Origin of the sequence: Phyllobacterium sp. YR620 (assembly GCF_900104165.1) — a bacterium.
Classification (GTDB): Bacteria; Pseudomonadota; Alphaproteobacteria; order Rhizobiales; family Rhizobiaceae; genus Phyllobacterium; species Phyllobacterium pellucidum.
This window is the reverse complement of sequence record NZ_FNJP01000001.1, coordinates 925,176-948,956: the sequence shown is the minus strand read 5'-3', so window position 1 is coordinate 948,956 and position 23,781 is coordinate 925,176. Positions and strand designations below refer to the sequence as shown.

20 protein-coding genes are annotated in these 23,781 nt (G+C 59.7%); 4 read left to right on the top strand and 16 right to left on the bottom strand.

Translation table 11 applies throughout. From position 1 onward, the window contains the following. Positions 1 to 20 precede the first annotated feature (20 nt). From BLR72_RS04425 to BLR72_RS04415, 3 genes are read right to left on the bottom strand one after another with little or no spacing between them, the layout of a single operon-like run. Positions 21 to 1,013, bottom strand: coding sequence for an MlaD family protein (locus tag BLR72_RS04425; RefSeq protein WP_027231677.1), 993 nt, complete (start codon positions 1,011 to 1,013; stop codon positions 21 to 23). 3 nt (positions 1,014 to 1,016) lie between these two features. Further along, on the bottom strand, positions 1,017 to 1,892 hold the full coding sequence (locus tag BLR72_RS04420) for an ABC transporter ATP-binding protein (RefSeq protein ID WP_091945478.1): 876 nt from the start codon (positions 1,890 to 1,892) through the stop codon (positions 1,017 to 1,019). Positions 1,893 to 1,915: 23 nt separating this feature from the next. Continuing rightward, complete coding sequence (locus BLR72_RS04415; RefSeq protein ID WP_027231678.1) at positions 1,916 to 3,091, bottom strand: ABC transporter permease; 1,176 nt, start codon at positions 3,089 to 3,091, stop codon at positions 1,916 to 1,918. A gap of 66 nt (positions 3,092 to 3,157) precedes the next feature. Here BLR72_RS04415 and dgcA point away from each other — a divergent pair, with 66 nt between their 5' ends. Further along, on the top strand, positions 3,158 to 4,141 hold the full coding sequence (gene dgcA, locus BLR72_RS04410; RefSeq protein ID WP_091945475.1) for an N-acetyl-D-Glu racemase DgcA: 984 nt from the start codon (positions 3,158 to 3,160) through the stop codon (positions 4,139 to 4,141). Here dgcA and BLR72_RS04405 read toward each other — a convergent pair. The 3 genes from BLR72_RS04405 to BLR72_RS04395 all read right to left on the bottom strand — a co-directional run bounded on the left by BLR72_RS04405 (position 4,138) and on the right by BLR72_RS04395 (position 7,370). Beyond that, positions 4,138 to 5,340 carry an MFS transporter gene (locus BLR72_RS04405; protein ID WP_175492264.1) on the bottom strand — a complete coding sequence of 401 codons (1,203 nt, stop codon included), beginning with the start codon at positions 5,338 to 5,340 and terminating at the stop codon, positions 4,138 to 4,140. The genes dgcA and BLR72_RS04405 overlap by 4 nt on opposite strands. A gap of 121 nt (positions 5,341 to 5,461) precedes the next feature. Further along, positions 5,462 to 6,559 (bottom strand): glycosyltransferase family 4 protein, encoded by a 1,098-nt coding sequence (locus tag BLR72_RS04400; protein WP_091945469.1) that lies wholly within the window; start codon positions 6,557 to 6,559, stop codon positions 5,462 to 5,464. After that, complete coding sequence (locus BLR72_RS04395; RefSeq protein WP_027231681.1) at positions 6,549 to 7,370, bottom strand: UDP-2,3-diacylglucosamine diphosphatase; 822 nt, start codon at positions 7,368 to 7,370, stop codon at positions 6,549 to 6,551. Before BLR72_RS04395 ends, BLR72_RS04400 begins: the two co-directional genes overlap by 11 nt. 228 nt (positions 7,371 to 7,598) lie before the next feature. On the opposite strand from BLR72_RS04395, the gene BLR72_RS04390 reads away from it, so the two are divergent. Both BLR72_RS04390 and BLR72_RS04385 read left to right on the top strand, forming a co-directional pair. Next, a complete protein-coding gene (locus BLR72_RS04390; RefSeq protein WP_091945466.1) occupies positions 7,599 to 9,896 on the top strand; it encodes an NADP-dependent malic enzyme in 2,298 nt (765 codons plus the stop codon). Between the two features lie 91 nt (positions 9,897 to 9,987). Next, complete coding sequence (locus BLR72_RS04385; RefSeq protein WP_175492263.1) at positions 9,988 to 11,046, top strand: DUF2865 domain-containing protein; 1,059 nt, start codon at positions 9,988 to 9,990, stop codon at positions 11,044 to 11,046. On the opposite strand, the gene gltX is transcribed toward BLR72_RS04385, so the two are convergent. The 9 genes from gltX to BLR72_RS04340 all read right to left on the bottom strand — a co-directional run bounded on the left by gltX (position 10,964) and on the right by BLR72_RS04340 (position 21,119). After that, a complete protein-coding gene (gene gltX / locus BLR72_RS04380) occupies positions 10,964 to 12,337 on the bottom strand; it encodes a glutamate--tRNA ligase (protein WP_091945461.1) in 1,374 nt (457 codons plus the stop codon). The genes BLR72_RS04385 and gltX overlap by 83 nt on opposite strands. Positions 12,338 to 12,405: 68 nt before the next feature. Next, positions 12,406 to 14,220, bottom strand: a complete 1,815-nt coding sequence (locus BLR72_RS04375; RefSeq protein WP_091945458.1) for an ABC transporter ATP-binding protein — start codon at positions 14,218 to 14,220, stop codon at positions 12,406 to 12,408. Positions 14,221 to 14,587: 367 nt separating this feature from the next. Next, positions 14,588 to 16,258 (bottom strand): NAD+ synthase, encoded by a 1,671-nt coding sequence (locus tag BLR72_RS04370; protein WP_091946575.1) that lies wholly within the window; start codon positions 16,256 to 16,258, stop codon positions 14,588 to 14,590. Between the two features lie 51 nt (positions 16,259 to 16,309). Further along, positions 16,310 to 16,660 carry a diacylglycerol kinase gene (locus tag BLR72_RS04365; RefSeq protein WP_091945456.1) on the bottom strand — a complete coding sequence of 117 codons (351 nt, stop codon included), beginning with the start codon at positions 16,658 to 16,660 and terminating at the stop codon, positions 16,310 to 16,312. Positions 16,661 to 16,708: 48 nt separating this feature from the next. Beyond that, positions 16,709 to 17,143: a GFA family protein gene (locus BLR72_RS04360; RefSeq protein ID WP_091946572.1), complete on the bottom strand. Its 435-nt coding sequence runs from the start codon at positions 17,141 to 17,143 to the stop codon at positions 16,709 to 16,711. A 32-nt stretch (positions 17,144 to 17,175) separates the two neighbouring features. Then, positions 17,176 to 18,363 (bottom strand): Na+/H+ antiporter NhaA, encoded by a 1,188-nt coding sequence (gene nhaA / locus BLR72_RS04355; RefSeq protein WP_091945454.1) that lies wholly within the window; start codon positions 18,361 to 18,363, stop codon positions 17,176 to 17,178. A 75-nt stretch (positions 18,364 to 18,438) separates the two neighbouring features. After that, a complete protein-coding gene (locus tag BLR72_RS04350) occupies positions 18,439 to 19,014 on the bottom strand; it encodes an ester cyclase (protein ID WP_027231690.1) in 576 nt (191 codons plus the stop codon). A 147-nt stretch (positions 19,015 to 19,161) separates the two neighbouring features. After that, positions 19,162 to 20,541: a class II 3-deoxy-7-phosphoheptulonate synthase gene (locus tag BLR72_RS04345; protein WP_027231691.1), complete on the bottom strand. Its 1,380-nt coding sequence runs from the start codon at positions 20,539 to 20,541 to the stop codon at positions 19,162 to 19,164. A 284-nt stretch (positions 20,542 to 20,825) separates the two neighbouring features. Beyond that, a complete protein-coding gene (locus tag BLR72_RS04340; RefSeq protein WP_091945451.1) occupies positions 20,826 to 21,119 on the bottom strand; it encodes a putative quinol monooxygenase in 294 nt (97 codons plus the stop codon). 256 nt (positions 21,120 to 21,375) lie between these two features. Here BLR72_RS04340 and BLR72_RS04335 point away from each other — a divergent pair, with 256 nt between their 5' ends. Next, complete coding sequence (locus BLR72_RS04335; protein ID WP_091922002.1) at positions 21,376 to 22,263, top strand: alpha/beta hydrolase family protein; 888 nt, start codon at positions 21,376 to 21,378, stop codon at positions 22,261 to 22,263. A gap of 39 nt (positions 22,264 to 22,302) precedes the next feature. Here the strand turns inward: BLR72_RS04335 and gor are convergent, their stop codons facing one another. Next, positions 22,303 to 23,694 carry a glutathione-disulfide reductase gene (gene gor / locus BLR72_RS04330; protein ID WP_091945448.1) on the bottom strand — a complete coding sequence of 464 codons (1,392 nt, stop codon included), beginning with the start codon at positions 23,692 to 23,694 and terminating at the stop codon, positions 22,303 to 22,305. Between the last annotated feature and the right edge of the window lie 87 nt (positions 23,695 to 23,781).

Genomic DNA, 23,781 nt, shown 5'->3' with positions numbered 1-23,781 from the left:
GCTTTGCGAATCGACCAAAGTCAACGGCGTGTGCGTCCGTCATACTCAGGAACGCTACCGCTACCGCCGAAAATGACCCGCTGCGGATTTTTCTCAAGATCGGTGATCGCCCGCTCGATGCGCTGCACCGACTGGCGGCTCTCATTGACGAGCGACTGAACGTCACGCAGGCCCTGCCCCGAAAAGCGGTTGATATTGTCGGTGATCGGTCCGAGCCGGGCATTCAAATTATCGGCAACCGCGCGATAGGACTTCATCGTCTCACGCGCCTCGCGGACCACGCTGCCGTCCTGATCGGACAATTGCGTGTCGAGCTTGGCAAGCACGCCATCGACGCGCGTCGAAGCGGTGTTGAGCTTGGCCATCATCTCGCGCGCTTCCTTGACGACCGCCTGCACATCCTCGGCGCTCTGGCTGAACTTGTCGATGACCTCGGAATTCTTGGCGAGCGCATCGGTGAACTTCTTGGTGTTGTTGACCGTGTCGACCAGCGGTCCCTTGACCTCGGTAATGAAGCTTTCGATCGAACTGACCGCCCCATCCACGCGCTCGAGAATGGTTTGCGCCTTTTGCAGAAGGTTGTTGACCACGGAGGGGTCGGCGTCCATGCGCGCAATCTGCTCGTCCTTGGCTGCTTCCTCGAGGAGGTTCGGCTCGTTGAGCTTGCCGCCCTTGAGTTCGATGAAGGCCTGGCCGGTCAAGCCGGCAAAGCCGAGCGTCGCCTGCGTGGACCGTGTTATCGGCGTTGTCGCATTGACTTCCGTCTGCGCAATCACGGCGTCGGGATTATTGTCGTCGATCGAGAGCTTCTTGACCGTACCGACCTTGATGCCGTTGAACAGCACCTGGCTGCCCTCGGAAAGACCGGTAACCGAGCCGAGAATACGGATTTCGAGCGTCGCTGTCTCGCTGCGATCGCCATAGCGCGCAATCCAGTATACGAACGCGAACGCAAGGGCGCAGATCACAAGCGTGAAAACACCGACCAGAACATAGTTGGCTTTCGTTTCCATGCGTTAGCTTACCTGACCCTTTTGCCCTTGCTCAGATACCGCCGCCGCACGGACGCCTTCTGATTTGCGCTTTGTCTTGCCGTCATTGACGATCTGGCGCGCACGCTTGCCGCGGAAATATTCCTGAACCCACGGATCGTCAAACGCCAACATGTCTTCGATGGTTCCTTCGACAAGAACCTTCTTCTTTCCCAATACAGCGATTCGGTCGCACACCGCGAACAGGCTGTCGAGATCGTGGGTCACCATGTAGACGGTAAGACCCATCGTATCGCGCAGGTTGGCGATGAGTTCGTCGAAATCGGCAGCGCCGATGGGATCAAGGCCGGACGTCGGTTCGTCGAGGAAGACGATCTCGGGGTCGAGCGACAGCGCCCGCGCCAGCGCCGCGCGCTTGATCATGCCGCCGGAGAGTTCGGAAGGAAACTTTTCGGCTGTATCGGGCTTCAACCCGACGAGCTCGATCTTGAGCCGCGCAAGTTCGTCCATCAGCCTTTCGGGAATATCGAGATATTCGCGCATCGGCACCTGGATGTTTTCAAGCACAGTCAGGGACGAGAACAACGCGCCATGCTGGAACAGGACGCCCATGCGCATGTCGACACTGAGTTTCTCCTGATCATTCGCACTGTCGATGTCATGACCGAAAATGCTGATCGTGCCGGATTGCTTCTGGTTGAGCCCCAGGATCGTGCGCATGAGCACGGACTTGCCCGTGCCGGACGCGCCGACGAAGCCCAGAATTTCGCCGCGATAGACATCGAGCGAGAGATTATCGAGCACTTTGGACCGACCAAAGGAAACGCTCACATCCTTGACCGACAGGATGATGTCTCGTTCTTCGGTATTGCCGTTTTCCTGCTGCGCTGTCGGCGTCATTGGGTCTTCTTAAATCTCCGGCTTTAAAAATTGATCGATGCGTAGAATACGGCAAAAATGCCATCGACCACGATCACGACGAAAATGGATTTAACAACGGATGCGGTCACGCGCTGGCCGAGAGACTCGGCGCTGCCACCGACCTTCATGCCCTCGACAGAGGCCATGACGCCGATGATCATGGCCATGAACGGCGCCTTGATCAAGCCCGCAAGATAGCTCGAAATATCAATGGCATCGCGCAGACGCTGAATAAAGGCATCTGGCGGAATACCGGAATAGGCCCAGGTAATGGTCATGGCGCCGGCAAGCGCGGCAAAATCAGCGATGATGGTCAAAAGCGGCAGCGAAATGACCAGCGCGACCAAGCGGGGAAATACCAGCACGCCGACTGGATTGAGGCCGATGACCGTCAGCGCATCGGTCTCCTCGCGCATTTTCATCGAGCCGATTTCGGCGGTGATCGCGCTGCCGGAGCGGCCGGCGATCATGATCGCGGTAAGAAGCACGCCGATCTCGCGCAAAACCAGGATACCGACGAGATCGACGACGAAAATCTCCGCGCCGAAATAGCGGAGCTGGAATGCACCCTGCTGCGCGATGATCGCCCCGATGATCGTCGACATCAGCACGACCACCGGAATGGCCCCAATGCCCATGCTGTCGATCTGGTGCACGATCGCCGCAGGGCGAATGCTGCCCCGGCGGCTGCCCTTCATCTGCGCGCCGCGAACGGTAGCGCCGAGTATGTGCATGGATTTGACGAAGTCGTCGCCAAACGCATAGACGTTGCGTCCGATTGCGGCAAAGAAACGCACCGTAAGGGATACGTGCTCCGGCGGCGGCGAATCATCAGGCGTGGTCGCAACTTCGCCGACGGCATCGAAGAGCGCGCCCCAGCTTTCCGATTGACCCTCGATCTTGACGTCCTTGCCGGCCTCCTGCAGCGTCGTACGCAGGCGCTCGATCAGCCACGTTCCTGCCGTATCGAGGAGTTCAATGCCGGAAAGGTCGATCACGAGCTTGGAAATGCTGGTATCGCGCTCGATTTCGCGCATGCGCTCGTCGACACGCCTTACATTGCGGGTTGTCCAGGCACCCGATAGCGCAACAGTCGCGCCGTCGCCTTCCTTCTGGAATTCGACGTGGGGCGGCGCGGCGGTAGAAGCACTTGAATTGTTTGCTCTATCGGTCAACATCACACACACATATCGAGTCTCTCGACCGATGTCACTTGAACAATAGTTTCGGATAGGGCCCAAACAATGGCGCTGGAAATTTCGATTTCGGTTGAACGCTGGCCCATTGCCGGAACCTTCACGATCTCGCGTGGATCGAAGACGGAGGCAGCCGTGGTCATCTGCACATTGACGGATGGCCCATTCATTGGAAGAGGCGAATGCGTGCCATATGCGCGCTATGGCGAGAGCCTCGAATCGGTTTGCGCCGAGATCGAGGCCTTGCGCGGCGCACTGACAAACGGCGCGACACGCGATGACCTGCCGGCCCTGCTCAACGCCGGCGCCGCCCGCAACGCGGTCGATTGCGCATTGTGGGACCTCGAAGCGAAGCGCAGCGGAACCTCCGTTGTGGCCCTTGCCGGTCTCGCTCCTCTTCGCGAACTGACCACGGCGGTTACGGTGTCGTTCGGCGAAGCCGAGGCGATGGCAGCTTCGGCCAGGAGTTTCGCCGACAGGCCCGTGATCAAGGTCAAAGTCGGCGGCGAGAACGATGCGGCGCGCATCGCGGCGGTGGCGGCGGCAGCGCCGGCAAGCCGCATTATCCTCGACGCCAACGAGGGCTGGACCGATGCAGATATCATCGAAAACATGCTGGCGGCGGCCAAGGCCGGCGCCGTGCTGATCGAGCAACCGCTGCCCGCTGGAAAGGATGCGATCCTGTCCAGGATACCGCACCCGGTTCCGATCTGCGCCGATGAAAGTGCGCACGGCACCGACGATCTTCCCGCCCTGATCGGCCGCTATGACAGCATCAACATCAAGCTCGACAAGACCGGCGGCCTGACGGAAGCGCTGCGCATGCAAAGGACCGCCCGCGCGCTTGGATTTGGCGTCATGGTCGGCTGCATGGTCGGAACCTCGCTCGCAATGGCACCAGCGATGCTGGTCGCCCAGGATGCGGATTTTGTCGATCTGGACGGTCCATTGATTCTCAAGGAGGATCGAGCGCCGGGCCTGATATTCGAGGGCAGCCGGGTTTTCCCGCCGAGCCGCGATCTCTGGGGCTAATTTTGCCTCTGTTCCAGCCGTAGCGACACGCCCGCAAGCACAAGACCGCAGGCGGCGAGTGCAACCATCACATAGAAGCCGTAAATTTCCGTCCTGGCATAGAGCGGCCCCGAAACCATCGTGGCGATGGCCAGCGAGGTTCCGATGAAGAATGTCGAAAGGCCTTGGGCGGTGCCGCCGCGTTCCTCGGGGATCGTCAGCGCAATCATCTTCTGCATGCCAAGAAATGAGAGCGCGAATGAGAAAGCGTGGAGACTCTGGATGAGAAGGAAACCCGCGACACCCGATCCCGAAGGGGCGACCAGCGGAAACGCGGCCCATCGAAACATGGCAAAGGCCGAGCCGACCATCAGCACCCGCGCAGGGTGAAGCTTTCCGAACAGGCGTCGAAACATCGTGAACATGATCACTTCGGCAACAACCGAGATCGACCATAATGCGCCGATCACCGTTTCGCCTATTCCGATCGACTTCCAGTAGATTGCCGAAAAACTGTAGCCATAGGCATGGCTGGCCTGCGTGATCCCGGTTGCGATCAAGAAGGTGACGAAGGCGGGACGACGCAGTGCCCTGCCCGCATCGGCAATATCGACATCGGAAAGCGGCGAGAGCCGGCGCGGCTTGCCGATGCGCGGTACGACGAAGCTCATGGCGCATGCGGCAATGAGCGTGGCCAGCAGGGCCGAAGGGATGATCCACTCGCCGAAATACTGGATGAAGACGCCGCCCGCGAAGGAGGCAAGCAGGAAGGAGATCGATCCCCAAACCCGCATCTTCGCAAAGTCGGCTCCATAACGTCGCACGCCGGAGAGCGCAATCGTATCGGCGAGCGGTACTTGCGATGTCCATGGCGGCGCCAGCATCAGCGACACAATCAATATGCCGGCAAAGCCGAAGGGAACGAAATAGAAGGCAGCGACGATGACCGCAAGAACGGTTGCTGTCGTCAGGATATGCGCCCGGTCGTTGGACCGGTCGGCGAGCATTGAAACAAGGGGCGCGGCGATGACGCGCACGAAAAGCGGCATGGAAAGGACGATCGAAATCTCGGTCGGTGTCAGCGCCCGGTATTCGAGCCACAAGGGAAAATACGGCAGGTGCAGGCCGCTCGAGGCGAAGATGGCGAAATAAGCGAGAGCCACCCGCAGCTCGAAGCGAGGCGGCTTGTCGAGACCCGGATCCGCAGAGGCGGTGATCATTGCAGGACTTTCGGAAGAACGAAGACGGCCGGGGAGAATCGCAATCATGATCCGCCCGCGCCACGCACCTATCACGAAATACTGCACCCGCCTAGAAATGCTCGCGATAATTGTGGGAGTTCTATAGGTCCGACGGTTGCCGCGCCGGGACCGCGCGCTTGCGGCTAATCCACCTGGCGACTGCTTCGCGCGAAGCAATGATCTCCGTCAGCGCGCTTTCGAAGATATCGGCGCAAGCCTCCCAGCTGAAGCTCCTGAGCCTGGCATCGGGATCGACCTTGCCCATCGCCAGCGCGCCAAGCGCGGCTTCGTTGAGATCATCGGAAAGGACGCCGGCGCCCGAGACGCCAATCACATCCTTCGGACCTGGGACCGGATAGCCAGCCACGGGCACGCCACAGGCGATCGCTTCGAGCAGCACGAGCCCGAACGTGTCAGTGCGGCTCGGGAAGACGAACACGTCAGAACCCGCGTAGTAGCGCGCCAGTTCCTCACCCTCCTTCTTGCCGGCAAAAACCGCATCCGGATATTTGCGTTTGAGCTCCGGCAAACTCGGCCCGTCACCGACGACGAGTTTCGTTCCTGGCAGATCGAGCGCCAGGAAAGCTTCGAGGTTCTTCTCCGGCGCGACCCGCCCGACACACAGGAAGATCGGCCGGTTAAGTTTGAGATCGACCTCCGGCTGCGGACGGAAGAGCTTGCGATCGACGCCGCGGGTCCAGACCTTCAGCGTCTTGAAACCGCGCGCGGAAAGTTCGTCGTTGATCGATTGCGTCGGCACCAGACAGGTTTCCGCGGCATTGTGAAAGCGGCGCAGGAAGGCATAGGTCCAGGCCAGCGGCACCGGCAGGCGCTCGCGCAGATATTCGGGAAAGCGCGTGTGGAAGCTGGTCGTGAACCGCCAATTATTCCTGAGGCAGGCACGTCGCGCCATGATGCCCAGTGGACCTTCCGTCGCGATATGGACGAAAGCCGGCTGCAGCGCCTCGATGCGCGCTTTCACGGCATGCGGCAGCGTTAGCGCCAGGCGAATTTCCGGGTAGGTCGGGCACGGAGCCGAACGGTAGTCGGCCGGCGAGATGATCGTTACCTCGAAGCCGCGCGCCTCCATTTGCTCGCGCAGCTTCGTCAGGGTACGAACGACCCCATTGACCTGGGGATGCCAGGCGTCCGAAACGATAACGAGCCGTTTGGGCTGCGCGCTTGGCTCAGGCCGCATTCGCCGCCTTCGGGCGCTTGTCATCAAGGCGGATCACTGGAGCAAATCCAGCCTGTTCACCGATCAGGTGCGTCCACGACAGGAGTTCCATGCGGCCGTCAAAATGCTCGACGATGGCAGTGCAGCTCTCCACCCAGTCGCCGGTATTGATATATTCGATACCGTCGATCTGCTCGATGGTTGCGTGGTGAATGTGCCCGCAGATGACACCGTCGGCGCCGATGCGGCGCGCTTCATCGGAAACGACTGTCTGGAACGAGCCGATGAAATTGACCGCCTTCTTGACCCGGAATTTCGCCCAGGCCGAGAACGACCAGTAGCGCAGGCCGAGCATGCGCCGCACCTTGTTCATGATGGTGTTGATCGCGAGGGCCGCGTCATAGGCCCAGTCGCCGAGATAGGCGATGTGGCGGGCGTTGCGCACCACCACATCGAACTGGTCGCCATGAATGACGAGGAATTTTCGTCCATCCGCGGTCTCGTGCATCGTCCGGTCCATGACCTCGATGCCACCGAAATGGGTGCCCTGGAAATCGCGCAGGAACTCGTCATGGTTGCCGGCGATATAGAGGATGCGCGCGCCCTTGCGGCTCTTGCGCAGCAGCTTCTGCACGATATCATTGTGCTCCTGCGGCCAGTGCCAGCTGCGGCGCAGGCGCCAGCCATCGACGATATCGCCGACGAGATAGATCGTATCGGCATCGTGATACTTCAGGAAATCCAGTAGAAAACTGGCTTTCGCACCTTTCGAACCGAGATGAACATCGGAAAGAAAAAGAGTGCGGAATTTGCGGGCCTCGTTCTCGACCATGATGCTGATCTCCGTTCAGCGCTGACGCGGGGCGTCCGGTTGCGCTGACACAAACCCGATTCATGTCACAATCATATGACGGTGCGGAAAACTGCATGTTTTCGGACGATAAACACTTGTAACAAAATGGACTTCATTTATGCGTCTGGATGTTATTCAAGCATGCTAGAAATGCCTGAACTGATGATTTGTGAACGCGCCGCACCAATTTCCGGAAGGACCCGCTCCATGGCCAACGACAAAACGCCCAGCAGCTCTGACCTCGATGAAAGCGCGCTGTTCTACCACCGCTTTCCTCAGCCGGGTAAGCTGGAAATCCAGGCCACCAAGACGCTCGGCAACCAGCGCGATCTCGCGCTCGCCTATTCCCCCGGTGTTGCCGCCCCATGCCTTGCCATTCACGGAGACCCGGCGACCGCCGCTGACTATACGAGCCGCGCTAACCTCGTAGCCGTGGTTTCCAACGGAACTGCGGTGCTTGGCCTTGGCAATATCGGCCCCCTCGCCTCCAAGCCGGTCATGGAAGGCAAGGCGGTGCTCTTCAAGAAGTTCGCCAATATCGACGTCTTCGACATCGAGATCGACGCCAAGGAAATCACCCGCATTGTCGACGTCGTCTCCGCGCTTGAGCCGACCTTCGGCGGCATCAATCTCGAAGACATCAAGGCGCCGGAATGTTTCGAGGTCGAGGAACAGCTGCGCGCCAGGATGAACATCCCCGTCTTCCATGATGACCAGCACGGCACCGCCATCATCGTCGCCGCTGCAATCCTCAACGGCATGGAGCTTGCCGGCAAGGACCTTTCCAAGATCAAGATCGTTGCTTCGGGCGCCGGCGCTGCCGCCCTCGCCTGCCTCAATCTTCTCGTCAAGCTTGGTGCGGACCGCAACAACATCTGGGTCTGCGACATTGACGGCGTTGTTTACGAGGGCCGCAATACGCTTATGGACCGCTGGAAATCGGTCTATGTGCAGAAGACCGATGCCCGCGTCCTAGCCGATGTCATCGGCGGGGCGGACGTCTTCCTCGGCCTTTCTGCTGCAGGCGTGCTCAAGCCAGAGCTTCTCAAGCAGATGGCGCCGAACCCGCTGATCATGGCGCTCGCCAATCCGACACCGGAGATCATGCCGGAGGAAGCCCGCGCCGCGCGCGCCGACGCGATGATCTGCACCGGCCGCTCCGATTTCCCCAACCAGGTCAACAACGTCCTTTGCTTCCCCTACATCTTCCGCGGCGCGCTCGATTGCGGCGCGAGAGCGATCAACGAAGAGATGAAGATGGCCGCCGTCCAGGCCATCGCGGCGCTCGCCCGCGAAGAACCATCCGACGTTGCTGCCCGCGCCTATTCGGGCGAGACGCCGACCTTCGGACCGAACTACCTCATTCCCTCGCCCTTCGACCCCCGCCTCATCTTGCGCATCGCCCCGGCCGTCGCCAAGGCAGCCATGGATACCGGCGTCGCCGAGCGTCCGATCGACGACTTCGATGCCTATCTTGACCGCTTGAACCGCTTCGTCTTCCGGTCCGGACTGATCATGAAGCCGATCTTCACGAAGGCGAAAACGGCCGAGAAGAAGCGCGTGATCTATGCCGATGGCGAGGACGAACGCGTCCTGCGCGCCGCACAGGTCGTGCTCGAGGAAGGGATTGCGCTGCCGACGCTGATCGGACGCCCGCAGGTGATCGAGACGCGCCTCAAGCGCTACGGCCTGAAGATCAAGGTCGGCAAGGACTTCGATATCATCAACCCCGAGGACGATCCGCGCTACCGCGATTACGTCGATCTTCTGGTCAAGCTCACCGGGCGGCGCGGCACCACCCCGGAAGTGGCGCGCACCATGGTTCGCGCCAGCAGCACCGTCATTGCGGCGCTCGCCATCGTGCGCGGCGAGGCCGACGCCATGATCTGCGGGCTTGAAGGACGTTTCGAGCGGCATTTGCGCAATGTCGACCAGATCATCGGCAAGCTTGAAGGGATCCGCAATTTCTCGGCGCTCAGCCTGCTTATTTCGCAGCGCGGCGTTCTCTTCCTCACCGACACCTATGTGAGCATCGATCCGACCGCCGAGGAGATCGCCGAAAAGACTGTGCTCGCGGCGAGCGAAATCAGTCGCTTCGGCATCGAGCCCAAGGCGGCCTTGCTGTCGCATTCGAATTTCGGGTCGCGCGATTCCGAAAGCGCCGCAAAGATGCGCCATGCATCCGAACTGCTCCGTGCCAAGGCACCGCATCTCGAGCAGGACGGCGAAATGCATGGCGATTCGGCGCTGTCGCAGGTGCTTCGCGAACGCGTGCTGCCGCATTCGCGGCTGAACGGCGAGGCCAATCTCCTCGTCTTCCCCAATCTCGATGCTGCGAACATCACGCTCAATGTGGTCAAGAGCGTTACCGACGCGCTCCATGTCGGGCCGATCCTGCTCGGCGCTGCCAAGCCGGCCCATATCCTGACGCCTTCCGTGACATCGCGCGGCATCGTCAACATGACTGCGCTTGCCGTGGTGGAGGCATCACAGCGCGTTGATTGAGACAGGGACCGTCTTATTGCTGCCGCATGGCCGTGGATGGTTCAGGCGCATTCGCACCCGTCGAATGCCCCTGAACTTTCCGGACCGCCTCATGCATCGGACACTCCAATCTGGCATCATCGCCGCGGCCGCAATTCTCGCGACGGCCCCGCTTGCTTATGCCAATTCCGACAATTGCGTGCGGATGCAGGAGCGTCTCGACCAATTGAACAGCAATGCCGATGTCGACGACTACGAGTTGCAGCTGCGCCGCGACCGCGTGGTGGCCGCGCTCGATGCTAATGACTGCCCCATCATTGACTCGCCCATTCACGATGAGCCGCATTACGACGTGCCGCTGCGCGATCAACCAATACCCGACTATCCGGTACACGAGGCACCCCAGCGCGATTACCCGCTGCGTGACACGCCGCGGCGTGCGACTGCCGCGCCTTCCTATGAGATTTACGGAACCGAGCCGGAACATGTCGAGCCGGAAATGAGCACGGCCCCCGTCTCCGGCGGACGTTACCAGACGCTGTGCGTGCGCAGTTGCGACGGCTATTATTTCCCGATCTCCTACGATACGGGTGCGGAGAATTTCGCGCGCGATCAAGCGCAATGCCAGTCTCAATGTACCGGCGCGAAACTGTTTTATCGGCCGACCGAGAATCAGGACCCCGCCGCGATGATTTCGCTGCGCGGCGATGCCTACCGGAACACGCCGAACGCCTTCAAATTCCGCAAGGTCAGCGCCAATGGAACGCCGCAATGCAGCTGTCAAAAGACGGCCGGCGACTTCAAGGCACTCGGCGATCCGAGGAAAGTGGCAGCGCCAACGCCCAAACCCGCTATAGCCGAGCCAACCAAACCGGCCGCACCAACGATCGAGACCGCGACGCCTACCGAGGCTGCAAAGCCATCAGCCCAACCACAAGAGGCGAAGACCGAGCCTGCCGTTCCTGCCGGCCAGCCTGCGACGCAGGCCTCCTCGATCATTCAACTCGGAGAACCAGAGGCGAAGAAGGCCGAGGTGGAGAAGCCGAAGCCGCTTACCGAAGACAAGCCGATCGATCCCAACCGCAAGGTCAGGGTCGTCGGGCCAACGTTCCTTCCCGACCAAGAAGGGGCAGCAGATCCGCAAGTTCCGGACCAGAAGTCAGCCCGGTAAGCGCGATGCGCAGCGGCATGAACAGGCCCTTGCCCTTGCGCCCGCTTTGATCCTTGACCGCATCGGTCCACTGTTTCCAGGTCTCGCGGCTCCAGGGCTCGGCCGGCAGCAGGTCGAAGGCGGCGCGCACGAAATCAATATCCTCCGCGGCCACAGCCACATCCGTTGCGGGCCCCTCGTTCACGATCGTCCACCAGGCGGCGGCATCTGAAACCTTCGAAAGGTTGCCGCGCACGGCGAGCCAGAAGGCTCCCGCCCGGTCGCCCTTAATGCCAAGCGCGGCGAGCCGTTCACTGACTTCCTCGAAAGGCATCGCATGGATCAGGGCACGGTTAAGCGCATCGAGATCGGCAGGATCGAATTTCGAAGCGGATTTCGATGTCGCAGCCGGATCAAAAATCGCGGCCAGCGAAGCCATGTCCGGTAGGGCCGTAACATTTTCCGATGTGCCGATCAGCACGGCAAGGCTTGCCACCGCCATCGGCTCGTAGCCATCGCGGCGCAGGCTGCCGATCGACAATGCCCCGGTGCGCTTGGAAATACCTTCGCCAGATGCCGTAGTCAGGAGATTGATATGGCCGAGCGCCGGAACCTTCGCGCCCAGCGCCTCGATAATCGAGATCTGGACGCCGCTATTGGTGATGTGGTCATTGCCGCGGATGATATGGGTAATGTCCATGTCGATATCGTCGACCACCGAAGTGAAGGTGTAAAGATAGGTCCCGTCTTCTCGCACCAGGACCGGATCGGACAGCGAGGAGAGATCGACGGTTTCGCGGCCGCGCACCAGATCGTCCCAATGAACCTCGGTGCGCGCTATCGCAAATGGATCGTCCTTGAAATTCGGCAGTAGAAAGCGCCAGTGCGGCCGGCGACCCTCGGCCTCGAGCTTCTCCCGATCGGCCGCGGTCAGCTTCAACGCCTCGCGGCCATAGATTGGCGGAAGCCGGCGCGCCAGGCGCAGCTTGCGCTTGCGCTCGAGTTCCTCGGCGGTCTCATAGCACGGATAAAGGACGCCCGATGTCTTGAGCTTTTCGGCAGCAGCGTCATAGAGCGTGATGCGCTTCGACTGATATTCGATGCGCACTGGCTCGATGCCCAGCCATTCAAGATCGGCGATCGTTGCCTCGGCATATTCCGTCTTCGAACGCACGGTATCCGTATCGTCGAAGCGCAGGATGAACTGCCCCTTGTTCTGCAGCGCGAACAGCCAGTTGAACAAGGCGATGCGTGTGTTGCCGATATGGATAAAGCCGGTCGGAGACGGTGCAAAACGGACGATGGTGGTCATTGGTGGGGCATATCGGATGGCGCCTGCAATGGCAATATGGGCCGCGATTGCGCGCGGCCCATATTTCTTTAGTCGTCGTTGAGGACGAGGCCCTTCGTCAACTCCAGCGCCTGCCGTTCGAACAGACTGCGGTAGATGCCGCCCCCGAGCCGGATTAGTGCCTCGTGGTTGCCCTCCTCGACGATCTTGCCGTGGTCGAAGACCAGCAGCCGGTCAAGCGAGCGCACCGTGGAAAGACGATGCGCAATGACGAGCGTCGTCCGTCCCTGCATCAGCCGCTCCATCGCCTGCTGGATCAGCACTTCGGATTCTGAATCGAGGCTCGATGTCGCCTCGTCTAGAATGAGGATCGGTGCATCCGCAAGGAACGCCCTGGCGATCGCCACACGCTGCCGCTCACCGCCCGAAAGCTTGACACCACGCTCACCGACGAGCGTGCTGTAGCCCTTTGGCAACGCCGAGATGAACTCGTGCGCGCTCGCCTGCCGCGCCGCTTCCTCAATCTCCTCCTGTGAGGCGCCGGGATGGGCATAGGCGATGTTCTCCGCCAGCGTCCGGTGAAACAGGATCGGCTCCTGCTGCACGATGGCGATCTGCTGGCGCAGCGACGCCTGCCTCACCTCGGCGATATCCTGACCGTCGATCAGAATCCGGCCCGCTTTCACGTCGTGCAGACGCTGGATCAACTTGACGAATGTCGTCTTACCCGACCCGGAATGACCGACGAGCCCCACCCGCTCGCCCGCCCGGATCGTCACCGAGAACCGGTCATAGAGCGGCAGGCGGTGCGCACCGTAGAGGAAGGTGACGTTATCGAACTCAATCCTGCCATCGGTGATGACAATCGGCTTTGCACCCGGACGATCCTCGATGCCGAGGCGTTGACTCTGGATATCAACCAGTTCCTCCATGTCGTTGATCGAGCGCTGCAAGTTACGAATGTGCATCCCGACTTCGCGCAAGTATCCCTGCAGGATAAAAAACGACGTCAGCACGAAAGTGATGTCACCGGCGCTGGCATTTCCGTCTGCCCAGAGGATAAGCGCAAAACCGATCACCGCCGCCCGCAGGAAGAGCAGCATCGTTCCTTGTGTCGTCCCGTTCCACGTCCCCCTGATCCAGGTGCGCGCCGTCCGGTCCTTCCACTTGTCCAGAACCTTGACGAGACGCGCATCCTCGCGGCTTTCCGCGCCAAAGCCCTTCACCACCATGTTGCAACTGACGGCGTCCGCAAGCGAACCGCCGAGCTTCGTATCCCAGCGATTGGCAAGGCTTGCCATCGGCGCGACGAAGCCGAGCGACATCATCACCGTGACAGTGACGAAAACCAGCGAACCGATGCCGATAATGACACCCATCAGCGGCCAATACCAGGCCATCAGGATCGTCGATCCTGCGAGCATGATGATCGATGGAAACAAGGCCAGCAGCAGCGTATCGTTAAGCAGGTCGAGCGCCCACATGCCGCGCGTTACCTTGCGCACGGTCGATCCGGCAAAGCTGTTCGCGTGCCAGTCCGTCGAGAAACGCTGAATGCGATAGAATGCACCGGACGCGATGTCGGTCATCATCTTCAAGGTCAGGTGCGTAACGGCAACGAAGGTGACATGCCTGAGAATGATCGCGCCGAGCGACAGGGCAAGAAGCGCCCCGAATGCCGCCATTGCCGCATTCCAGACAATTTCCTCACGGGCGTGCCCATTGACGACGGCATCGACAAGCCTGCCGGAATAGAGCGGCGTCAATACGTCGGCAAGGGTCGAAAGCATGACGGCGCCGACGATAATGCCCACGCGCACCGGCTGTTTCTGCCAGTGGCGCCAGGTGAATCCGAGAACGGCGCGGAATGCTCCCCCGCGCAGGTTGAAACGCAAAAAATTCATGACAATGTCCGGCGCCCCAATTGCACCGGCCTCACAGATAATCAGGAACGAGCTTGCCGTGTAGTGAATAGGAAAGTCAGTACGGCAGAAGTGATTTGGCGACTTGCCCGAATACGGGAAAGGCCAATGTCGGCGATGGGTTACCTTGACATGTGAAGGTAATTGAAAAGCCTCGTGGGCTTTTCCGCATCACGTGTCAGGAACGAACGCCGCCCCGCGGGGACATATGGAAAACTGTCATTCGAAAACCTCCCGGTCTTCATTGCCGGACTTGGGCTTATAGGTGAATCGCTTTCGCGCGCCAAGCACCAATTTTTTCAACTTCGCGTGTTTGCGACATAGGTGAGGCGCGCTTGCAACAGTTGCCTCAGCGGTCCCGGAATCGATTGGTGATCGGATAGCGGCGGTCCCGGCCGAAATTCTTCCTGGTGACCTTCACACCCGGAGCCGATTGCCGGCGCTTGTATTCGGCGATGTAGAGAAGGTGCTCGATCCGCTCGACCGTCGCCCGATCGTGACCGCGCTCCACGATTTCATCGACGCTCATCTCGTTCTCCACGAGGGATTCCAGAATATCGTCGAGAACCGGATAGGGCGGCAGCGAGTCCTGGTCGGTCTGGTTTTCACGCAGTTCGGCCGACGGCGCCTTGCTGATGATGTTGACCGGAATGACCTCGCCCGATGGCCCGAGTCCACCGGCCGGAACGTTCTTGTTGCGCCACTCGGACATGGCGTAGACCTGCATCTTGTAGAGGTCCTTGATTGGATTATAGCCGCCGTTCATGTCGCCATAGAGCGTGGCATAGCCGACCGACATCTCCGATTTGTTGCCCGTCGTCACTACCATCGAACCGAACTTGTTGGAGATCGCCATCAGGATTGTACCGCGGGCGCGGCTTTGCAGGTTTTCCTCGGTGATCCCTTCCTTGGTGCCTGCAAAAATCGGGCCCAGCGCCTTGAGAAACCCTTCTACCGGCTCGAAGATCGGCACAATGTCGTAGCGGCAGCCGAGCATGCGGGCGCAATCCTCGGCATCCTTCAGCGAATCCTTCGACGTATAGGCATAAGGCATCATCACCGCGCGCAAGCGTTCTTCGCCAAGGGCATCGACGGCAAGCGCGGCGCAGATCGCCGAATCGATGCCGCCGGAAAGCCCGAGCACAACATCCTTGAAACCGTTCTTGTTGACGTAGTCGCGCAGGCCAAGCATGCAGGCACGGTAATTGGCCTCCTCCCCCTCAGGGATGCGCGACATCGGACCTTCGCCGCACGACCAGCCATCTGCGCCCCGCTTCCAGGTCGTCACCATCAGCTGCTCTTCGAACTGCGACATCTGGAAAGCCAGGTTCTTGTCGGAATTGAAGGCAAAGGAGGCGCCGTCGAAAATGAGATCATCCTGGCCGCCGAGCTGATTGGCGAAGATCAGGGGCAACCCCGTCTCGATCACCTGGCGCAGGGCCACCTGATAGCGAACGTCGACCTTGCCGCGATAATAGGGCGAGCCATTGGGAACGCAGAGAATCTCCGCACCGCTCTCCGCCAGCGTTTCGCAGACACCGAGATCACCCCAGATATCCTCGCAGATCGGAACACCGATCCGCACGCCGCGGAAGTTCACTGGGCCCGGCATCGGACCGGCCTGGAACACGCGCTTCTCGTCGAACTCGCCATAATTCGGCAGGTCCACCTTGAAACGCTCGGCGATGACCCTGCCCTCATCCAGCACCATGACGGCATTGTGCAGGCCCGATGGCCGTTTCAACGGAATCCCGATAATCACCCCCGGACCGCCATCCGCCGTATCGGCAGCAAACTCGTTCACCGCCTTCTCGCAGGCATCTATGAACGAACGCTTCAGAACAAGATCTTCCGGCGGATAGCCCGAGATGAATAGCTCGGTGAAGAGGATCAGATCGGCGCTCTGCCGCGCAGCGTCGGCGCGCGCCTCACGGGCTTTGGCAAGATTTCCTTTGATATCGCCGAGCACTGGGTTGAGCTGAGCGACAGCAATGCGGAGAATGTCAGTATTTTTGCTCATAATGAACATATATCGTTTCGTTGCAGGCGAGGCAAGGCGGGCGCGCTCTTCCTAGGCAAAAAACACGCCCCAGAGCATATAGAGCCATACGCCGGCCACAAGGATAACCGAGATGAGCACGGCGAGCGATCCACAATCCTTGGCGATCTGGATCTCCCTGTGAAAATCGAGCGAAACGGCATCGCAGGCAGCCTCAATGCCGGTATTGAGCACCTCGATCAGGATCAGGAACAGAACCGATCCGGTCAATAGCAGAAAGGCAAGTCCCGAAGGCGCAATGAAGGCGGCAACCGGTATCGAGATGAAGAAGAGAGCGAGTTCCTGTTGAACCGCTTTTTCATGCATGGCCAAATGTTTCAAAGCCCGCATGGAATTGATGAATGCCAGTACCAGCCGATGCATGCCCACCCTCATTTGTCTGCACAAGCTTTAGAGCGACTTCGGCTAAGGTCAATCCCCGCGCGTTTCATTGACGGCCACGACAACGCCGCCGCCGCTCTTCTCATATTGGGGCAGATGATCCTCGATGGCATAGTAATCGCCCTTATCGGCGACGAAGATATGGCATGCGCCTCGCAGACTGGTTGGCTCCTCGAATGCGCCGGCCATGACGGAAATATGATCGAGATGGCGATGCTTCCAGAACAGCGCCGAACCGCAATTCCTGCAAAAGCCCCGCCGCGCGAAAGCGCTCGCCTCGTACCAGCTGACGTTCTCTTCGCCCGAAATGCTGATCGCATCGTTCTCAACATTGGTCGCAGCATAAAAATGTCCCGACTGCTTGCGGCATTGCGAGCAATGGCAATAGACGACCCCGCGCAGTTCCCCCCTCGCCTCAAAATGGACCCTGCCGCAAAGGCACGATCCTTTATGCGTTTCCCTCATGCCCATACCTCCCGATGATTGGCGGATTCCAGTTATTTTTTCGGCTCGGGCTTCTTTGAGCGGGCAGCCGCCACAGCAAGTACGAAGGCGCCGAACACCGCCGACAAGAGCGAGCCAAGGAGCACGCCAAGCTTCGTCTCGTCCTGCAGCAGCGGCGACTTGTCATAGGCGAGAAGCCCGATGAACAGGCTCATCGTGAAGCCGATGCCGCACAGGATAGCGACGCCATAGATCTGCACCCATGTCGCTCCAGGCGGGCGTTCGGCAAGACGAAGCTTGATCGCCAGCCAGGCAAAGGCGAAGACGCCAAGCTGCTTGCCGATGAAGAGGCCAGCCGCAACACCGATCGGCACGGGATCGGCAAGGTTTGACAGCGATACACCGCTGAACGAGACACCGGCATTGGCGAAACCGAAGATTGGCACGATGATGAAGCCTACCCAGGGCTGGATGGCATGTTCGAGTTCGACCAGCGGCGAATCAGCCTCGCCGCGCTTGCCTTTCATCGGAATTGTCAGGGCGAGGAGAACACCGGCGATCGTTGCGTGGATGCCGGACTTGAACACCAGAATCCAGAGGATGATGCCGAGAACGAGATAGGCCCAGAGCCGCACCATGCCGAGATAATTCATGGCGACGAGAATGGCGAATACCGCCGCCATGCCGGCGAGCGCCGGAACATTCAGTCCTTCGGAATAGAACAGCGCGATGATGATGACCGCACCGAGATCATCGATGATGGCAAGGGCGGTCAGGAAAACCTTGAGCGAAAGCGGCACGCGCGCGCCGAGCAGCGAGAGGACGCCCAACGAAAAGGCGATATCCGTCGCCGAAGGAATTGCCCAGCCGCGAATGGTGGCGCCCTCATTGAAGAACAGAAAGATCAGCGCGGGGACCATCATCCCGCCGACTGCCGCAAAGCCTGGCAAAGCGCGCCGCGACCAGGTGGACAATTGTCCGCTGATCATTTCGCGCTTTATTTCAAGCCCGACAAGCAGGAAGAAAATCGCCATCAGGGCGTCATTGATCCAATGGAGGATGCTGAGCCCGCCGACGTAAGTCTTGAGAAAACCGAAATAATCTTCGCTGAGCGGTGAATTGGCGATGATCAGGGCAAGAGCCGCAACCGCCATCAAAATGATGCCGCCAGCAGCCTCATTCTCCATGAACGAACGGAACGACGCAGTCAGGCGGATTCGGCGCGTGGGTTTTATGTCCATGCAAACTTGATAGAATCCTGAAACGGAAAACTCCAGTCCCGAAATCCGCCTTTCCCGCGTTGGTTGCGTGGCGGGCTATTGCGCCAGCCCGATCTGCTTCATGAAACTCAAATTGTCCCAGAAGAGATATTCCTCGTCCATCACGCCGGCAGGCGTCCAATGGCCAAGCGTCGCCATCGTCAGCTTGAACGGCTTGCCGGTGGGCGCGATGGACTTTCCATCGGGTGTCGGCATCGGTTTGGTGAACGTGCCTTCCATCACTCCAATCACGCCGGTCCATTGCCCTTGGCCGAACCGCACCGGGTGCACATTGATATGCGTATCCGGCGCATAGACGAATATCGCCTTCAATTCCTCGACGTGATCGTGAAGCCCCTTCGTCGTGTGACCATCGGGATAGTGGACGAGAATATCGGCAGCGTGGCTTTCACCCAGACGATCCCATTTCTGGTTCGTATAGACATCGAAGTCGAGCGTATCGAATGTTTTCAGATTGGTGTCCGTCGTCTTCTCGGCATTCTGATATTTGGCGAGTTCTTCCATGAGGGCGGGAAGAGCCTTCTCCGCAGCCTTTGCGGGATCTTCTGCATGTGCTTGAGCTGGCAGTCCGATCGTCAATGCAGCGAAGGCAACAACAATATAGTTGTTCATGGCTGAATTCCTTTTCTGGAAATATTTGGAATGGAAATCGTCAGTATTGGCCAGGCCAAAATCGCCAGCCTGCCGTGACGTACGTTATATAAACAAAGGGCGGCCATAAAGACCGCCCTTTGGGAATAGTGGCAGACAGTGCGTCGCTCAGGCGTTGACTGCCAGCTTCTGCGGGTGGCTGTCGCGCTCCTTCTTCAGAAGCTCGGCGACGAGGAATGCCAGCTCCAATGCCTGGTCGGCATTGAGACGCGGATCGCAGTGCGTGTGATAACGATCCGAGAGGTCGTCCGCCGATATGGCGCGGGCGCCGCCAGTGCACTCCGTGACGTTCTTTCCGGTCATCTCGATATGGATGCCGCCGGGATAGGTCCCTTCGGCATGATGAACTGCAAAAAAGCTCTCGACCTCCTTGAGGATACGGTCGAAGGGCCGCGTCTTGTAGCCATTGGCGGTGATCGTGTTGCCATGCATCGGATCGCAGGACCAGACCACGTTGCGGCCTTCCTTTTGTACCGCGCGGATCAGCTTGGGCAGATGGTCGCCGACCTTGTCATGGCCGAACCGGGCGATGAGGGTAAGGCGCCCTGCTTCGTTGGCCGGATTGAGCAGGTCGATCAGGCGGATCAGGTCATCTGGCTCAAGCGTCGGGCCGCATTTCAGGCCGAGCGGATTCTTGATGCCCCGGCAGTACTCCACATGCGCGTGATCTGCCTGACGCGTGCGATCGCCGATCCAGATCATGTGGCCGGACGTGCCGTACCAGTCGCCGGAGGTGGAATCGACGCGGGTCAGCGCTTCCTCATAGCCGAGCAGCAAGGCCTCATGGCTGGTGTAGAAATCCGTCTCGCGCAGTTGGGCGTTGGTTTCCGAGGTGATCCCGACGGCGCGCATGAAGTCCATCGTATCGGCAATGCGGCGGGCCAGCTTGCCATAACGCTCGCCCTGCGGGCTGTCGGAAACGAAGCCGAGCATCCACTGGTTGACGTTTTCGAGATTGGCATAGCCGCCCTGCGCGAAAGCGCGCAGCAGGTTCAGCGTAGCGGCGGACTGGCGATAAGCCATCTCCTGACGCGCCGGGTCCGGGATACGGGCCTGCTCGGTGAATTCGGTGCCGTTGATGATATCGCCGCGGTAAACGGGCAGCTCAATGCCATCCTTCGTCTCCGTGTCGGCCGAGCGCGGCTTGGCGAACTGGCCGGCGATACGGCCGATCTTCACCACCGGCTGCGACGCGCCGAAGGTCAGGACAACGGCCATCTGCAGGAAGACGCGGAAGAAGTCGCGAATATTGTCGGCGCCATGCTCGGCAAAGCTTTCGGCGCAATCGCCGCCCTGGAGCAAAAATCCCTCGCCGCGCGAGACTGCGGCCAGCTGCTTTTTCAGCTTGCGCGCTTCACCTGCAAAAACGAGCGGCGGATAGGTACGAAGACGGGCCTCGACATCGCTCAAAGCCTGAGCGTCCGGATAAAAAGGCATCTGCTTTACCGGTTTGCCTCTCCAGGAAGTCGGTGTCCAGTTCTTAGTCATTATTGCACCCTGTTATGACCTTCAATATCGGTTGTAATTGATTGTGTTTTCCCGGGCTTTGCCGGAGGCGCTCATATAGTCCAATTGCTGCAGATATACCAGTCCCGTCGGCAACAGCGGACAATATCAAGCGAACATGCCCATGGACATACGGGACGCCCCTCTCAGGAACCGACATTTGAGCGTTCAGAGGGTCATTATAGCGTCTGCCATAACGTGTTGATTATGGCCTATGGGCAAGGGAAGACGCGATCGATTACACGATGAAACGGTTCCTGCAATCTCTACTCAAGTTCCTCGACAGTGTATTCTCGGGGGATGGTGGACGTCGCAGTAAACCACTCCGACGCGCGGGTTCGTTGCTGATGAAAATCAAAGGCAGCGCGATCTACAAAAAGCTCCTCCACCCGCCACACCAGAGCATCATCGGTCTGCAACACATCAAAAGAGATGCAGCCTGGCTCGGCCCTGGTAAGTCGAAGGTGGTCGGGAAGATAATCGATGACAAGCGCAACATCGTGCATCGATGCGCATCGCAGGAAGCCGGAGAGTCTGACTGCGCCTGTTCTGTTATCCATAATATTCCATCCATTTACGGCATCGATTTCATCGTGCTGCTGCCCTTAGCCCGCCGGTTTCAGGGTCAAACAGGTCTTGAGTGTACCAACGTCAGCGTACCGTTTGATTTTCGCTTTTACATCAATGAGCGCGGCGTGGCTCCAGAGCCGAGAGACATTAGTTTTTAAGTTCGCGTGTTGCCAGTTGCGAAAATCACCATTGTCGGCAGCGCCGTTTTGATTTACGTTAACGTCAAGGTAAGATCTGGGAGGATCGATGAAGGATATACGTTTTCTGGCGGCGGACGGCTTTCCGCTGCACGGTCATCTGTATGAAGGCGGCGGCGAAGAGCCGGCCGTCCTGATTTCGTCTGCAGCCGCCGTCCCTGACGCAATCTACCGGCATTTTGCCGCCCACCTCATCGATCTCGGCGCATCCAAGGTTCTTACCTACGATTACCGCGGCGTCGCCCGCTCCGAGGCTCCCAGCCGCTGGAAATCGCGCCTCAACCTCAAGGATTGGGGCGTTCTCGATTTTCCGGCCGCTGTTGATGAACTCAGGCGCCTCTCGGGGTCGCGGCCCATGGTGGGTATCGGCCATTCCTATGGCGGCGTTGCTCTCGGTCTCAGCAACCGGTCTGCGAGCTTCGAGCGATATGCACTGCTGGCGTCCTTGTCCGGCTACTATCGCAATACGGCGCAGCCCTGCGCCATGTACGCCAAGATGAACCTTGTCGGAGTGCCGCTTACAATTCCCTTCGGCAAATTGCCCAAATGGGGCGGGCTCGGCGAAGCCGTGCCGGGCACGATATTCCGTGACTGGGCCCGCTGGTGCCGCAATCCGAACTTCCTGTTCTCCGACCCTGCGGTTCCAGAAGCGCAAAACTTTCAGAAGGTGACGATCCCCCTCCTCTCGGTTGGCATCACCGACGATGTCTGGGGAACGCCCCGCGCGGTCGAAAGCCTGCTGCGCCGCTTCGACAATGCCTCCGTTCTGCACGAGATGTGGTATTCCCCGGCAAGTTCGGACGGCGCGCCGATCGGTCATCTCGGTTTCTTCCGCAAACACCAGGCCAATAAGTTGTGGCCGGCCGTGACGGATTGGCTGCTTAACGCCAAGGTTCCGGATGGTGCGGCATTGCGGCCGGAAATGCGTGCCGCCTAGGCCTGCCTTTTGACGCGAGCCACCGCAGCGCGGGCCCGGTCAATCGACACGTTTGCCATCGACCACCCGGTAGCTCGGCCTGTACATCGTCACCAGCTCTTCGGAAGCTGTCGGATGCACCGCCATCGTCCTGTCGAAATCATCCTTGGTGCAGCCTGCCTTGATCGGAATGGCGAGGAGCTGCGCCATTTCACCGGCATCCGGCCCGAGGATGTGCGCGCCGATGACCCGCCGTGTTGCCGCATCGACGATGAGCTTGGTCATCATTTTGTCCCTGGCGCCGGATAGCGTGTTGCGCATTGGGCGGAACAGGGCTCGGTAGACTTCGAGCTCCTTGTATTCCCTTGCAGCGTCCGCCTCGCAAAGGCCGACCGTGCCGATCTCGGGCTGCGAGAAGACCGCCGTCGCAATGTATTTGTGGTCAGGTTTGGTCGGATTGTTCTTGAATGCCGTCTCGAGGAAGCACATCGCCTCGTGGATGGCGACGGGCGTAAGCTGCACGCGGTTGGTCACGTCGCCCACCGCCCAGATATTGTCTTTGGTCGTGCGCGAATAGGCATCGACCTTGATCGCGCCAAGTTCGTCGACCTCGACGCCGGCTGCTTCAAGGCCAAGCGACGTTGTGTTCGGGACGCGCCCGATGGCGAGCATCACCTGGTCGGCTTCGATGCTGTCGCCCGAGCCGAGCTGCACGGCGAGCCTGCCGTCACCCGAACGCCTGACTTCCTTGATCATCTCGACGCAGCGAATGCGGATACCCTTCTCGGTCATCGACGCATGCAGCAATTGCCGCAAATCATGGTCGAAGCGCGAAAGGATTTCCTTGCCGCGGTAGATGAGGGTCGTTTCAACGCCGAGGCCATGGAAAATATTCGCAAACTCGACGGCAATATAGCCGCCGCCTTCGATGACGATGGCTTTCGGCAGTTCGGCAAGATGGAACGCCTCGTTGGAACTGATGCAGAGATCATGTCCCGGCAACGCCGCATGCGGATTGGGATGACCGCCCGTCGCCACAAGAATTTGATCCGCTGTCACCCGCTTGCCGGTCTTGAGGATCTCGATCGTGTGGTCATCGATGAGCACTGCCCGGCTGTCATGGACCTCGACGTTGGAATTGTCGAGCCCCAGCCGGTAAAGGCCTTCGAGGCGGGCAATTTCGCGGTCCTTATTGGCAATGAGCGTCGGCCAGTCGAAGCTCGCCTCCCCGACGCTCCAGCCATAGCCGGCCGACGCCTCGAAATGTTCCGGAAATTGTGACGCGTAGACGAAGAGCTTTTTCGGCACGCAGCCGCGGATGACGCAGGTGCCGCCCATCCGGTATTCTTCGGCAAGGCCGACTTTTTTGCCCATGGCGCCCGCAAGCCTGCCGGCGCGCACGCCGCCCGATCCGCCTCCGATAACGAAGAGGTCATAATCAAAGCCTGTCATGGCAAGGCACTCCGAATCTGCTGAGGTTCATTGCATATGGGTTCTATCGCGGTGTCTTGAAAGAACAAAGCCCGGCGCTGGGGCCGG